Annotated in this window: 16 protein-coding genes; 4 read left to right on the forward strand and 12 right to left on the reverse strand. The window is 38.0% G+C overall.

Annotated elements, in window-relative coordinates; translation table 11 throughout:
- Positions 1-34 precede the first annotated feature (34 nt).
- Genes NYE67_RS15730 through NYE67_RS15740 form a run of 3 tightly spaced genes read right to left on the reverse strand, consistent with a single transcriptional unit; the run spans position 35 to position 2,802 of the window.
- A complete protein-coding gene (locus tag NYE67_RS15730; RefSeq protein WP_445683377.1) occupies positions 35-724 on the reverse strand; it encodes an isochorismatase family protein in 690 nt (229 codons plus the stop codon).
- 40 nt (positions 725-764) lie between these two features.
- A complete protein-coding gene (gene dhbC / locus NYE67_RS15735) occupies positions 765-1,967 on the reverse strand; it encodes an isochorismate synthase DhbC (protein ID WP_340730450.1) in 1,203 nt (400 codons plus the stop codon).
- 46 nt (positions 1,968-2,013) lie between these two features.
- Positions 2,014-2,802 (reverse strand): 2,3-dihydro-2,3-dihydroxybenzoate dehydrogenase, encoded by a 789-nt coding sequence (locus NYE67_RS15740; protein WP_340730451.1) that lies wholly within the window; start codon positions 2,800-2,802, stop codon positions 2,014-2,016.
- A 459-nt stretch (positions 2,803-3,261) separates the two neighbouring features.
- Here NYE67_RS15740 and NYE67_RS15745 point away from each other — a divergent pair, with 459 nt between their 5' ends.
- Positions 3,262-4,053: a nucleotidyltransferase gene (locus NYE67_RS15745; protein WP_340730452.1), complete on the forward strand. Its 792-nt coding sequence runs from the start codon at positions 3,262-3,264 to the stop codon at positions 4,051-4,053.
- A gap of 90 nt (positions 4,054-4,143) precedes the next feature.
- Here the strand turns inward: NYE67_RS15745 and NYE67_RS15750 are convergent, their stop codons facing one another.
- From NYE67_RS15750 to NYE67_RS15765, 4 genes are all read right to left on the reverse strand, one after another.
- On the reverse strand, positions 4,144-4,374 hold the full coding sequence (locus NYE67_RS15750; protein WP_339213729.1) for a cAMP-binding protein: 231 nt from the start codon (positions 4,372-4,374) through the stop codon (positions 4,144-4,146).
- A 196-nt stretch (positions 4,375-4,570) separates the two neighbouring features.
- Positions 4,571-5,992, reverse strand: coding sequence for an SLC13 family permease (locus tag NYE67_RS15755; RefSeq protein ID WP_340730453.1), 1,422 nt, complete (start codon positions 5,990-5,992; stop codon positions 4,571-4,573).
- A gap of 1 nt (position 5,993) precedes the next feature.
- Positions 5,994-7,175: a glycerate kinase family protein gene (locus tag NYE67_RS15760; protein ID WP_340730454.1), complete on the reverse strand. Its 1,182-nt coding sequence runs from the start codon at positions 7,173-7,175 to the stop codon at positions 5,994-5,996.
- A 169-nt stretch (positions 7,176-7,344) separates the two neighbouring features.
- Positions 7,345-8,082: an SDR family NAD(P)-dependent oxidoreductase gene (locus NYE67_RS15765; protein ID WP_340730455.1), complete on the reverse strand. Its 738-nt coding sequence runs from the start codon at positions 8,080-8,082 to the stop codon at positions 7,345-7,347.
- A 370-nt stretch (positions 8,083-8,452) separates the two neighbouring features.
- Here NYE67_RS15765 and NYE67_RS15770 point away from each other — a divergent pair, with 370 nt between their 5' ends.
- The 3 genes from NYE67_RS15770 (at position 8,453) to NYE67_RS15780 (ending at position 9,980) form a co-directional block, all read left to right on the forward strand.
- Positions 8,453-8,905 (forward strand): HEAT repeat domain-containing protein, encoded by a 453-nt coding sequence (locus NYE67_RS15770; RefSeq protein ID WP_340730456.1) that lies wholly within the window; start codon positions 8,453-8,455, stop codon positions 8,903-8,905.
- Between the two features lie 125 nt (positions 8,906-9,030).
- A complete protein-coding gene (locus NYE67_RS15775) occupies positions 9,031-9,411 on the forward strand; it encodes a PH domain-containing protein (RefSeq protein ID WP_191703741.1) in 381 nt (126 codons plus the stop codon).
- 290 nt (positions 9,412-9,701) lie between these two features.
- Positions 9,702-9,980 (forward strand): CC/Se motif family (seleno)protein, encoded by a 279-nt coding sequence (locus tag NYE67_RS15780; protein ID WP_340730457.1) that lies wholly within the window; start codon positions 9,702-9,704, stop codon positions 9,978-9,980.
- A 46-nt stretch (positions 9,981-10,026) separates the two neighbouring features.
- Here NYE67_RS15780 and NYE67_RS15785 read toward each other — a convergent pair whose 3' ends face one another.
- The 5 genes from NYE67_RS15785 to NYE67_RS15805 form a co-directional block, all read right to left on the reverse strand.
- Positions 10,027-10,212, reverse strand: a complete 186-nt coding sequence (locus NYE67_RS15785; RefSeq protein ID WP_340730458.1) for a hypothetical protein — start codon at positions 10,210-10,212, stop codon at positions 10,027-10,029.
- A gap of 134 nt (positions 10,213-10,346) precedes the next feature.
- A complete protein-coding gene (locus NYE67_RS15790; protein WP_340730459.1) occupies positions 10,347-10,649 on the reverse strand; it encodes an excinuclease in 303 nt (100 codons plus the stop codon).
- A 253-nt stretch (positions 10,650-10,902) separates the two neighbouring features.
- The gene (locus NYE67_RS15795) at positions 10,903-12,099 is read right to left on the reverse strand and encodes a thiolase family protein (protein ID WP_340730460.1); all 1,197 of its coding nucleotides are present in this window, start codon (positions 12,097-12,099) and stop codon (positions 10,903-10,905) included.
- 57 nt (positions 12,100-12,156) lie between these two features.
- Positions 12,157-12,810 (reverse strand): 3-oxoacid CoA-transferase subunit B, encoded by a 654-nt coding sequence (locus NYE67_RS15800; protein WP_340730461.1) that lies wholly within the window; start codon positions 12,808-12,810, stop codon positions 12,157-12,159.
- The gene (locus NYE67_RS15805) at positions 12,803-13,489 is read right to left on the reverse strand and encodes a CoA transferase subunit A (RefSeq protein WP_340730462.1); all 687 of its coding nucleotides are present in this window, start codon (positions 13,487-13,489) and stop codon (positions 12,803-12,805) included. The genes NYE67_RS15800 and NYE67_RS15805 overlap by 8 nt, the downstream gene beginning before the upstream one ends.
- Between the last annotated feature and the right edge of the window lie 19 nt (positions 13,490-13,508).

A 13,508-nucleotide genomic window follows, 5' to 3' on the forward strand; every position in this document is an offset into this window, starting at 1 on the left:
AATTGTTTTTCACCACCTGGCTATTCGTCTCGGCTTACAAAGCAGAGTTGTTTGATACTTGTACGAGCTCCTCTTTGGAAGACGGTTCACTGTTTAATTGCTCAATAATCTGAGCTGTAGAAAAGACCGCGCCACAGCGTTGTGCTACGTATTTAATTGCCATTTCATGCTCCTCTAATGTGAAATCAGCGACCGCATCTGCAATGAAAAATGGCTGTATGTCTGTCATGAAAGCCTCTCCAGCTGTCATAAGACACCCAATATGAGCATAAACACCGCATATAATTAACTGGTCGCGTCCTTGTTCATTCATAAACTCTAATAAATTCGTTTTCTTAAATGCACTGTAGCGCCATTTTTTCAATACAATATCATCTGCTGTCGGTGCTAAGTCATCAATCACTTTTGTAATATTCGGATCGTCTTTAAGGCCTGGTCCCCAGAAGTCCGTCAGCAATGCACGGTCTTCGGCTTTTTGATTGCCAGATTGTGCCGTATATACAACGGGAATGCCCAGCTCATCGCATCTTTTTCTAATTGCCTGTATATTGGCGACTAATTCAGGAATTAATGATGCATCTTGCTTATAGTAATCAATAAAGTATTGCTGCATGTCATGAATTAATAGAACAGATCTGTTCGAATCCGCTTCCCATGGTACTTTGTTTTTCGGTAAATTACTTTCTTTCGGCATTTCATATGATGAGATAGCTGGAATAGCCATCGAATCACTCCTTTTATATGTTTTTAGTTGATTCGTTCAATTAAATATCTTTAAACTGCTCCGTATTAACACCCATTGCGCGAAGCATCGTTTGGAATTTGGCACCTGTTTCGGCTAATTCTTCTTCAGGCTTTGACTCGCCGACAACGCCTGCACCTGCAAATAATCGCAATGACTGTCCATTTGCCTCTGCGCATCGAATTGTTACAACCCATTCCCCGTCTCCATCAGCATCACACCAGCCAACCATACCAGTAAAGAAGCCACGGTCAAACGGTTCAATTTCCGAGATTGCCTGTCTCGCCTTTTCTGTAGGAGCACCACAAACGGCTGGTGTCGGTTGTAGAGCGACCGCTAAATCTAATGATGAAATATCTGCGTCCAGCAACTCTCCTTTAACGACTGTCGACAAATGCCACATCGTTTCAGTAGTGACCAATGAAGGCTTTTCTGGAACTTCCATATTTTTTAGGAATGGACGCAAGGCATTTGCTACAGTCTCCACTACTACCGCATGCTCATGCAGGTCCTTTGGAGAGGAAAGTAGCTCTTCTGCGCGTCTTTGATCTTCTATAGGATCTTTACTTCTTGGTCTTGAACCTGCCAACGGATTCGCAATCGCCTGCATCCCCTGTCTTAAAACGAGTAGCTCTGGACTAGCGCCGATTAGTGTTTTCACTTGCTCCTCGAACTCAATATTTGTTGAAAACGTATAACCACGTTTATTTTGATAGGCGAGATTCCGTAAAAGCTGTGGAATATTAACAGACTCCGTTAAGCTTAGCTCCAATGAACGCGAAATGACGATTTTGTCCAGCTCACCGCTACGGATTCTCTTAATCCCTTGTGCTACCCCTTCCATGTATTGTTCAGGGGCTGGAACAGAGATTAGCTTATCGACAGCAATTGGAGTGGAACTAACCTGCCCTCTTTCCTCATGTTGATATGAAGGTGCAAAATGAACAGAGTTAGGAACATGCAAACAAGCCTTTTTACAGGAATCAAACGGAACTGCTCCCGTCACGATTGGATGTGGGTGCCCTTGCTCTTTTGCTTTTTTGAGTGTTGAGGCTACCTTTTTAGGCAAACTAACAAGTTGATTTGCACAGTCCTCTTTAGAAGGGACTTGTAGGAATACGCCTTTGCCTAAAATCGTTCGTTTCGGTGTCTCGATAAAAAAGTCACCAACTCGATAATCATCTAGAAGTTCCTGCTCCAATACTGCTTTTTGTTTCGTTACCATATTACCTCTCCTTTTTGTTTAACTATTCAGAATTCAAAGAACAGACTTAACTAGCCCCTAAAGTTGCTCCTCCATCTACGACTAGATTGCTCATTGTGATATGGCTAGATTGTTCAGATAGGAAAAATAAAATAGCACTGACAATGTTTTGTGGCTGTGCAATCTTTTTCAGCGGAATCCCTACTTTAAAACTGTCAGGCATACCTTTAATCATCATTTCAGCTCCATTATCATCCGTCCAAAGAGAGCGCTGCATGTCCGTATCAGTTGAGCCTGGAGAGACAATATTACAGCGAATGCCATGTTCTGCAAGCTCTAAACCTAGACACTTTGTAAACATAACCGTCGCTGCCTTTGATGCCGCATACGCTGCCATCGAGATTCTCGGCACACTGGCAGCATTTGAGCCGACTGTTACGATAGTTCCTTTTTCCCTTCGAACCATATAACGACTTACCGCTCTTGAAACATTAAAAACACCTGTCGTATTAATCGAAAATGTTCTCGCCCAATCCTGGTCACTAAATGACTGAATAGGACCGCTAGACAGTATCCCGGCAACATTTACGAGCATTTCAATCGGCCCTATTTTCCTTTCCACTTCTTCTACGATTGCATCGACTGCAATACTATCCCCTACATCTGCTGGAAACGCGAATACCTCGACGCCTTGTTCCTTAAAACGTTTTATCTGAAGATTTAATTGTTCCTCGTTATAATCTACAACTGCCACTTTTACACCTTGTGTAGCCAAACTCTCGACAAGGGTTCTACCAATTCCTTGGGCTCCCCCTGTGACAAGTGCAACTTTTCCTTTCAATTCTTGAAAATTCAAATCATAACTCTTCCTTTCTCATTTGAAGCTATATGTAAAAAATGATTGATTGTATTATCAACCACCAATCAATAATGATAATCATTATCAATTGATTATACTAGCAATGATAGCGATAACTTCCAACACCGTCAAGGACCTTATTATTTTCGCTAATAAAGACCTAATAATAAATTTAATGTCAGTTTTGGCAAGAAAATTTATCCTTTTTTAAAAATTTATAAGGACAATGGGTTTTCAAAAAACCATTAAAAGGAAATAACATGAATCGGGCTAACTGTTTCCTACAGTATTTAAATTTACACATCCGACAAAAGTATTCAGGTAGCGAAAACTAAAAATATAAATGCCCGAAAACCTTATGTATTAAGGGTTTCAGGCATTGTGATAAAATAATGTGAAACAATTTATGTAATATTATCGTAGATTAAAAGTATTAAGGATCATGGAGGTGACAAATTGAGAAATTTATCTTCGTTTATTATGTTTTTAGGAATTTTAGTTGTCGCCTTTAGCGGGAATTGGATCATTCTTAATTATGATCAGGTATCAATCTATCCGAAAGCTTCCATTATTGCATTCGGGATTGGGTTAGCTCTTGTCGTTTGTGCTTTTATAGTAAGTAAATTATCTACTTACCATGACGGTGAACAGGTATTTCAAAAGGATTACCGGGACACTTTAAATAAATGGCTTCATGCTAATGGTACATCGAATAAATGGTTTACAGGTATAATACTTATTCCATTAGTAATTGCAGCGTTTTATAGCTTGGATTTGCTTTTCGGGCTGCTTAAGCTGTATTTATTTCTAGGCATCGTACTAGCGGGTTTTGTTTATTTATTGAAAGAAGATAGACTTGAAGAAGTTAATTTACAATTTAAAGGGAAAACAAAGAAACTGCTGGATTTAATTGATTATCGTAGGCATCCGTTTAACATTTCACTTATTATTTACATCCTTGTCATTATAAGCTTTGTATGGAGTAAAGCGTGGGACGTTCCGTTTTATATGGAAACAGGAGGTAATGTGCGCTATGTTACTTCACTTCCAATGATTTCATTTTTAATGTCTACCTTAATGGTAATCAGTACTTTTATTTATATTATTCATAATGGCGATCTGTTTGGTTTCCGGAAAAGTGCGTTAAGTACTGAAAAGGTAATGTTCGTCCATTTTGCAGAAATTTTCTGCGGGGTTACATTGATTATGCTTGTTTTCACAGTGATTAACGCTCTATATTCCTTATAGTCAAATGACCGCCACAATATTTGTGACGGTCGCTTTTTTTGATTTGTGTATTAGCAACTTTGGGAACTGGCATAATATCGTTATACCTGATTATCTAGGTGCATTTCGCCCTAAAATTGCCGAAGTATTTTCTGCATGCTGATTATTTAATCTTGTTGGTGTACTATCTACTTCGTCATGTGCTTTTACAGTATCTATAGGAATGATATCTGTTGTTTGTACTTCCGTTGCTTGTACAAGTAATGCTTCACTGTCATGTTGTGAAAAGCCAAGCACCTCTTCTATTTGCTGTATTGTCTTTTGTTTTTCATTTTCCTTCATTTTTTCACACCTCCTCTTTTTAGGATGTGTGATGCTTTAATCATTATGTAAACAATATAAAGGCGCTGTTCCTTTTTTTGAAGGAAAGCGCCTAGATTACTACGGCTGATACAATGGAGGCTTTGGAAGCGACCGGTAACTCGTTATACCAAAAAACACCATCTCCCCCTAAAAGGAAATGGCATTCTACATTGTTTTATAATTGCATTCCTGTCCACTGCCAATATGAAAAATAAAATAGCATGATGACAAGTATATAAAGGGGCATTAATATCACACTAAGCTTTACTAGATTACGCGCATCATAGAAAATTTCTCCTTCTTCATAAAATAGCAGCAATGCTTTTGAGCTGACCGGTACTGTGACACAATAATTCATCCCGATTAAACTTAAAAAAACGACGGTTGAAGAGTTCACTCCGATTAATTCGCTGAATATGATTAAGCCTGGAATAAAAACAATGGCACGTGTCGTATGTGAAGTAATATACAAATGACTGGTTACAGTAACAACTAGAATCATCAGCACAATCAGCCAATCCGGAGCACCGACAAATAAATGCAGCACACCAATCATTTCATTTTCCATCCATTTAACGATCCCCGTATCTACCAATACTTTGCCGAGCGCGGTTGCTGCAGCTACAAATACGACTAAATTCCATGAAACAGCATTCATACCTTGCTTCCAGCTAATAATTCCGAAGTTCGGCATCATAAAGATAATGGCACCGATCACTGTAATCAATTCAATATCCAGCCCATGAAGACTTTCTGTCATCCACCCGATGATTAAAAAGAAAATAAGAATCATCGTCTTTTTTTCATCATTTTGAAATTTTCTTGTTATGATTTTTTCTTCATGTTGGACATTTTCTATTTTCCTTTCGCCATCACGCGGCCACAGCAGCCATTTAATAACGAGTAAGGATATAATCGTCACAACCAATGCAAACGGAACACCCCATATTAACCATTTGATATAGGAAATGGATTCACCCACCGTACTTTCCAGAAAGCCGATTCCGATTAAATGGGAGCCTGCGCCGATTAATGTAGCTGATGTACTCATTAAAATAATGACAGGTGCGATAATCGCCAGCACACTTTGCTCCTTTGGCGAAAACTTCTGACTAATTTGTTTAATAATCGGCATAGATAAAGCCGCTCTTCCTGATGTAGAGGGAATAAAAAAAGCAGAAGTGAATAATACAGAACTTAGCCCAAGAACGACATTGTCTTTTTGATTCGACTTGCTTAGGATGAAAAGCGATAATCGCTCGGCTAATCCAGATTTTTTTACGGCTTCCCCTATAATAAAAGCCCCAATCATCAGCCATACGACTTTCTCGGATAAGGAGTTATATAACAAATCCGGCTCTGCTGCATTCATTAAAATAATAAACGCTATGAGTGAGATTGCCACCCAGCCGGCTGAAAATTTGGTTGTAACCCATAAGATCATTGCAGATAGGAATGCAAATAGAGCTACCTTTGCACTGTAGTTCAAATCATTAATAGAAATAACCGCAATCATTATGAGGATGTGGATAGCAATAATAAGCAGTGTCTTTTTCGGCATTAATTGGATCTTTGTTTTCTCTATTGGATTTGTCATTTTAGTAGACTCTTTCTTTCCTATGCTCTTTATTGGCAATTTCCATGCCAATCGAAACTTTTCGTAATATAGCCTCTATACTTTCTTCAATCCATTTTGGAGCCTTTTTAATCGCATTTTCCAATGATGTTGGTTTTTGAATGATACTACTATATGCATCAATCCCCGCATGATAGTTGAGATTTGCGCCTTTTCCGATTGTTCCTGTAATGGCAATGACCGGGATATTATTTTTTTTCGCTATTCGTGCAACCTCCGCTGGAATTTTACCGTTCGGCGTTTGGAAATCCAGGGTGCCTTCTGCGGTTAATACAATATCCGCTGTCGAAATTTTCTCTTCAATCTTGATATACTTCATAATGATATCGAATCGCGGATGTAATGTAGCGCCCGCTAACCCAATTAGTCCAGCACCTAACCCTCCGGATGCCCCGCTGCCAGGTAATGAACGTACATCCAGCCCTGTTGCTTCTTCGATTAAAGATGCATAATGGTCCAGCGCGTATGATAACTTTTTCACCTGTTTTGGAGTGGCTCCTTTTTGGGGTCCAAATATATGTGCAACCCCCTTTTCCCCACATAAAATATTTTTCCAGTTACATGCTACGTTAATTGAAACTTCCTTTAACCGTCGATCTTTATTTTTCGTCACAATGGTATCCACAGCCATTAAATCTTCTGCGCCATTAATCTCGACGATTTGCTGTTTTTCATCTAAAAATTGAATTCCTAATGCTTGTGCCATTCCTGCACCCCCATCAGACGTACCCGAATCCCCACAGCCAATCAGAATATTGTCAATTCCCATATCTAGCGCTGCAACGATGAGTTCCCCTACACCGTATGTAGTCGTTTTTAATGGGTTTCTTTGATTACGCGGGACTAGCTTTAAACCGGCTACTGCCGCCATCTCAATTACCGCAGTCCGTTTTCCATCCTCTTCATAAATACCAAAATAGCTCTTTATCTTCTTACCGAGAGGCCCAGTTACTTTTTTATAAATCAGTTCCCCATGCTTTAAACGGACAATTGTCTTCACAAATCCTTCTCCGCCATCGATCATAGGTATCACTTCCAAATCAGCGGTCGAATCGAAACGCCTGACCCCACGTTCCATTGCTGAAGCTACTTCCTCTGCGTCCAAACATTCTTTAAACCCTGATGGTACGATTACAATTTTCATATCAGCAACCCTCCCTAAATTTATCATTGTTAATGTACCACCACTAAATCAGAAAATACAGAGAGTTCTGTCAAAATACGATAATAGAACCAATAGGAAACGCTTTCACTAAAAATGCGCTGTTCCTTTTGAAGGAAAGCGCATTGCTGTCAATGAATTGACTTATCTATTATTCTTCATAAATCATTTTCTTTGTCATCCCACCATCAATAGTTAAGTTCGTACCTGTTATAAAATTGTTGTCCGGGTTTGCTAAATACAGGCATGCACGCGCAATATCATCCGGTTTGCCGACGCGGTTTGAAAGATGCTGTGAATGGTCAGACGGTCTGAGTGCATCGTAGTCTCCTGTTTCAATCCAGCCTGGAGAAATGCTGTTTACGGTTATATTTAATTCACTGAATGAACTTGCTAGTGCATGTGTTAGTGCCACAATCCCACCTTTAGATGCTGCGTAACTTTCAGAATTTGGCTCGGACATCGCTGCACGGGTTGACGCCATATTAATAATTGCCCCGCCATTTCGCATGAATTTTGCTGCCTCACGCGAACATAAAAAGACGCTGCGCAAATTCGTTTGGATGATATCATCCCAATCTTCTAATGATAATTCGAGTGGTGAAACCCATTTCCCTTTCCCGGCATTGTTAATTAAAATATGAAGCCCGCCAAAACGGTTTTCTGCCATTTCCATCGTTTGACGAACATTTTCTTCACTGCGTACATCCGTTTCTATAAAGATAGCAGTATAGCCCTCTTTTTGGAGTTCTCCTGCTAGTTGGACACCTAAGTCATGCTCAATATCCGCAATAACGACATTTGCCCCGGCTTGTGCAAAATGAATCGCAATCGAGCGACCGATTCCTTGCGCTGCACCTGTGATAACGACTGTTTTATTTTCAAACATTTGTATTCCTCCTTTACAAAATCTCTATTAAGAGTGTAACTGAAATAGGTTGGAATTTCGTGGATGAGGGTTGGGATTTTATTAGAACAATTTGTGCGGATATTAGAAGAGTTGTGCTGGATATTTGAACATCTGCGGTCTTTATTAGCACATTTCGGACACTTATTTGAACAATTTAAACTTATATTAGAAAATCCGATTTTTATTAGAAGAATTGCGCAACATATTAGAACAATTAAAGGCTTTATTTGAAAGTCAATTTAGGGTACCTCGTCCGGCAATCCGTTGCAACAGGTAAATACTTCACTTTCATGCTATAATGGGTAAAGTAGATCATTGCTAGTAAGGCATTGACAAAGGAGATAACAGAATGAATCAACAAAAACAAGAATCAGCACAACAATTACCTGAAAATTTCAGTGAGCTAAAGAAGGCTGTCAACAGAACAGCAGACTGGGAAGAACGTTTAAATGCGGTCCAGGAATTAGCGAAATATAAAACGGATGAAACAATTAAGATCCTTAAATATGTAGCAAAATCGGATTTAGTAACAAAAGTTCGCGATGCAGCAGCTCGTCACTTGAAGAAAATGGGTCAAGAAGTAGAAACTGCTGAAACACCTAAAGGCGATCTATTTAAAGATCTTCGCAAAATTTTCAAACGTATTAAGAAAAGCTTACCTGCTGACCACACATACGAGGACTTCAAGGTAAAATTAGAAAAAATGCGTAGCGATATTTACAACACATACGAAGGTGAAAAGGGCGCTCAATTTGACGCTTGGCTGAAGGTTATGTGGGAAACGACAACAACTAGAAAATAGTATTGATACTTACTGAGAACACGGGATAATTTTCGTGTTCTTTTTTGTTTACATAAATGTACGAGTATAGCTTGGATGAATGTTGTGAAAAATATTATAAACTATAGAAAGATGAGGTGAGGATATTGGGTATTTTTGACGGTTTGATGGGCAATGCAAGTGAATTAAAAACGGAAGATGTTCAAAAGGATATGCATGAAATTATCACGAGTGGAGAAACGGTAAAGCATGCTTTTAAAGTAATAAGAGATACATTTATATTTACAAATAAAAGATTGATACTCGTTGATAAACAAGGTATGACTGGTAAGAAAACAGAGTATTTATCGATTCCGTACAAAAGTATAACGAACTTTTCTATCGAAACAGCCGGTACATTCGATTTGGATGCTGAGCTGAAAATTTGGATTTCAGGTAATAGTGTTCCGATTGAAAAGAAGTTCAATAAAGCAACGAACATTTATGCGGTTCAACGAGTTTTGGCTGAGAATATTTTGGCATTGTAAATCTAGATTTAGGTAACGGACTATTCGTGTAGTTCGTTTTTTTTTATTTGGATCGCCTTGTACGGACGAATATTAGAAGATTTATCGCGATATTAGACCATGTCGGTGCTTTATTAGACCTTCTGGAACAGATATTCGAAAATCGGGGACTTATATTTGAAGGTTGGTTTCATATATTAGAACATCTCAATTTTATTAGTACATTTTAGATTTTATTAGAAATTCGTGCATACTTATTAGAACATTTTACGGCACATATACTAAAATATAATTAAAGGAAGCGAGGGATTATGATGCATATAGAGCTTGATGCAAATGCGAAAAAATGGATTCAATCCAAAGGGAAGCCTGTTTCTGTAAAAATGATTCAAGTGAATGCCTGCTGTGCTCCCCCTGTCCAGGAATTAATGACCCATTTAGGAAAGCCGAAAGATTTACATAACTATGAGGAATTTAATATAGACAACTTAGCAATTTTTGTGGAGAAGCATCTTTTACGAAATGAAAAACTGATTATGAAACTTTCAGGCGTCGGTATTTTCAAAATGATTTCGGCGAAGTGTAGTTAGGTTGGAATATAAGGCCTTAGCTACCGTTTAGCTAAGGCTCTTTCGGCTAGTTATCTTCCTTTTCAATAACTACATACGCTTGCCCTAAAACCACGCTGTCCCCCATAGCACAGGCAGAAATATGTTTCACTTTCCACCCCTCTTCCAAATACTTATTTACGGTAGCTAACCCATCGTCTTCCTTAGCACCGATTGTTCGCATATTACTCTTAACCCATACGATTTTCTCCATCAGTCTCCGCCCCTAACAAATTAAAGATTAAAAAGTAATTCTCTTTTATTAAATGAAATCCTCCTTCTCGGACTCCATAAAAAATAGGAAATGAAACATTAGTAGAAACTAATCCTTCATTTCCTAGTTATAAATTATCCTTCAATGTAGTTCGCTTCCATACCGCGCGCTACTTCCATTGTTTTTTCCATAACAGCTGGATGTGAAATTGCTACATAAATTTCATCTTCGAAAAATCGGAACGGTATTTCCACGCCTTCAACTTGCCACATGAAAAAGTGACCGTCAATCTTCATATTTACGCCATCCTGAGTAACACTATAGAAATCTCTGTATTCGAAATCGGATTTTGCTGCAAAGAAGCTTTGGCACTCCTCTAATTTGAGGGTCGGATTGCCTTCTGTATCATGGCGTGTAATTTTATATCTTGTGTTCATTTGAAAATCTCCTTTAACTTCTAATCGCTTAATTATAATAAGTTAGAGAAATTTAGGCAAAAGGTTGCTCTTACATAAGAATTAATTCAATTAGAATATAGTTACCTTTTTATATTAAGAAAATTATGGAGAAAGACATGAGGTTATAGGTTAACCCTATTTTTCAAATCTACATCCCCAAAACATTTGTAGGATGTAGATTAATTAGAGGAAACAGCAAATACTTTTTTATTTTAAGACTTCAAATTTATTTCTATTCATAGGAAAAAACGTTTTCAACTATTGTAGTAATCCCTAGCCCACCAGCTATACAAAGTGTAACTAATCCATATTTCTTTTTACTTCTAATAAGTTCATGCACTAATTTCGTCATTAAAATCGCACCAGTCGCTCCTATTGGATGTCCTAATGCAATTGCCCCACCGTTGGGGTTCACCTTTTCAATATCTAATTTTAATTCATCAATTACTGCAAGTGTTTGAGCAGAAAAAGCCTCATTTAATTCAATAATATCAATATCGTCTATTGTCAGATTGACTTGCATTAAAGCTTTTAAAGTTGCAGGTACTGGACCAATCCCCATCTCTCTTGGATCTACGCCTGCAGCTGCTTGAGCAATTATTTTGACTAAGGGCTTAAAACCTAAACTCTTAGCTTTAGTTTCCGACATAATTAACAATGATGCAGCACCATCATTTCTTCCACTACTGTTGCCAGCTGTAACTGTCCCATCTTTTTTAAATACTGGTTGTAATAAGTTTAATTTATCAATTGGTGTAAGACGTGGATGTTCATCTGTACAAAAATGAATTAAGTTTTTCTTAGTTTTTATTTCATAAGGTACAATTTGTTTTTTAAAATAGCCCTCTTCCACTGCTTTTTTAGCCCTATTTTGACTTAAAAAGGCATACTCATCTTGTCTTAATCTGCTTATGTTATATTTTTCCGCTAAATTTTCCGCAGTCTCGCCCATTGTTTTAATCCCATATTCAGCAGGTTGTGAACCTGGTTGACTTTCAGTATTAGGATCTAATATCATTCCATTACCAGCACCTCTACCATACCGCATATCATTAATATAATATGGAGCAGTGCTCATAGATTCTGCTCCTCCTGCAATAATCACATCCGCTATTCCTATAGCAATTTGTTGTGCTGCATTATTAATAGCCTGTAAACCTGAACCACATTGACGATGAATAGTATACGAAGGTATTTCTATTGGTAAATTTGCCTGTAAGCTTGCAACCCTAGCCAAATTAGATTGATTAGCACTCTGTTTAGCCTGTCCCAAAATTATTTCATCGATTTCTGATGGTTTAATTTCATTTCTCTCTAATAACGCAGTGAAAGTATGAGCAGCTAATAAATCTGCCGTCTCATTAATTAAAGTACCGCCAATTTTACCAATTGCCGTACGAACTGCATCTACAATTACTACTTCTTGCATTAAATTCCTCCTTATTTAGAGAAACTACTCTCGAGTTCCCCCAATACGGTATACACTTTAAAATAGGTTTGATTCATATTTTAATGGAATAACAAGCTCAGCATCTGTATTTTGAAGAACAGTTTCTATCTCTGTGTCTCCTACCAATTCAATAAGATGTAACTTTCCGTTAACTGGTTTAAACACGGCTAACTCTGTAATAATCAAATCTACACTTCTCGTTGATGTTAAAGGATATGTGCACTCTTTTAATATCTTACTTTGACCATCTTTTGATGTATGGGTAGTTGTAACTATTACTTTTTTTGCACCAACTAGTAAATCCATTGCCCCACCTACACCAATTATATTTTTACCAGGGACTGCCCAGTTGGCGATTCGACCATTTTGGTCTACTTGCAATCCCCCTAAAATTGCTACATCAATATGGCCACCTCTAATCATGGCAAACGATTCTGCACTATTGAAATAAGAAGCACCTAGTCCTTCCGAAATAGGTAACTTACCAGCGTTTACTAAATTGGGATCAATATTGTCTTCATTTGCTTCTTCCACCCCTAACATACCATTCTCTGTATGCAAGAAGATGTTTTTAGAACTGACATATTTAGAGACCAATGTTGGAATCCCAATTCCTAAATTAATTATTTCTCCATCATTTAATTCTTGGGCAGCCCTTTTAGCGATTATTTCCTGAACGTGATTAACCAACTTCCTTCACCCCATCCTTAGTTAAAACTCTCTTTGCAAGGATGATAGCGTCTACAAAAAGGTGGGGGGTTGTAATTTCGTTTGGATTTAATTCTCCTACTTCCACAATTTCCTCTACTTCTGCAATCACATACCTTGCTGCAGTTGCCATAAGGGGATTAAAGTTTTGGGCGGTTTTATAATAAACTAGATTTCCAAGTTTATCTGCCTTTCGAGCTCTTATTAAACTTACATCAGCTACTAAAGCTTTTTCGAAAACATACTGTTCTCCATCAATTATCTTTATTTCTTTTCCATTTGCCAGTTCGGTTCCTACTGCTGTTTTTGTATAGTAGCCTCCGATACCAGCTCCACCAGCACGAATGGATTCAGATAAAGTTCCTTGAGGTAGAAGCTCTACAGTAAGTTCTCCTAATTGCATGGCATCACCAACATCACGATTACTTGTGAAGTATGAACCAATAGCTCTTTTTACCTTTTTTTGCTGTAACAATATACCTAACCCTTTACCTTGCTCACCTAGATTATTTGAAATTATCGTCAGCTCATTTATATTCATTTCTACTAAACCATCAATTAAAGTTAGCGGGGCACCAATGAGTCCAAATCCTCCTACCATAATTGTGTCACCAGACTTAACCTTTGCTAGAGCTTCTTGTGCCGTATTAAAAATCTTCATTTTATCACCTCATCCATTA

Origin of the sequence: Solibacillus sp. FSL W8-0474 (assembly GCF_038004065.1) — a bacterium.
GTDB lineage: Bacteria > Bacillota > Bacilli > Bacillales_A > Planococcaceae > Solibacillus > Solibacillus faecavium.

Coding starts and splice junctions, on each gene's coding strand:
- NYE67_RS15780 (WP_340730457.1), top strand. CDS start 9,702: ATGATGCATATAGAGCTTGATGCAAATGCGAAAAAATGGATTCAATCC.
- NYE67_RS15770 (WP_340730456.1), top strand. CDS start 8,453: ATGAATCAACAAAAACAAGAATCAGCACAACAATTACCTGAAAATTTC.
- NYE67_RS15760 (WP_340730454.1), bottom strand. CDS start 7,175: ATGAAAATTGTAATCGTACCATCAGGGTTTAAAGAATGTTTGGACGCA.
- NYE67_RS15750 (WP_339213729.1), bottom strand. CDS start 4,374: ATGAAGGAAAATGAAAAACAAAAGACAATACAGCAAATAGAAGAGGTG.
- NYE67_RS15785 (WP_340730458.1), bottom strand. CDS start 10,212: ATGGAGAAAATCGTATGGGTTAAGAGTAATATGCGAACAATCGGTGCT.
- NYE67_RS15790 (WP_340730459.1), bottom strand. CDS start 10,649: ATGAACACAAGATATAAAATTACACGCCATGATACAGAAGGCAATCCG.
- dhbC (WP_340730450.1), bottom strand. CDS start 1,967: ATGGTAACGAAACAAAAAGCAGTATTGGAGCAGGAACTTCTAGATGAT.
- NYE67_RS15765 (WP_340730455.1), bottom strand. CDS start 8,082: ATGTTTGAAAATAAAACAGTCGTTATCACAGGTGCAGCGCAAGGAATC.
- NYE67_RS15755 (WP_340730453.1), bottom strand. CDS start 5,992: ATGACAAATCCAATAGAGAAAACAAAGATCCAATTAATGCCGAAAAAG.
- NYE67_RS15795 (WP_340730460.1), bottom strand. CDS start 12,099: ATGCAAGAAGTAGTAATTGTAGATGCAGTTCGTACGGCAATTGGTAAA.
- NYE67_RS15730 (WP_445683377.1), bottom strand. CDS start 724: ATGGCTATTCCAGCTATCTCATCATATGAAATGCCGAAAGAAAGTAAT.
- NYE67_RS15805 (WP_340730462.1), bottom strand. CDS start 13,489: ATGAAGATTTTTAATACGGCACAAGAAGCTCTAGCAAAGGTTAAGTCT.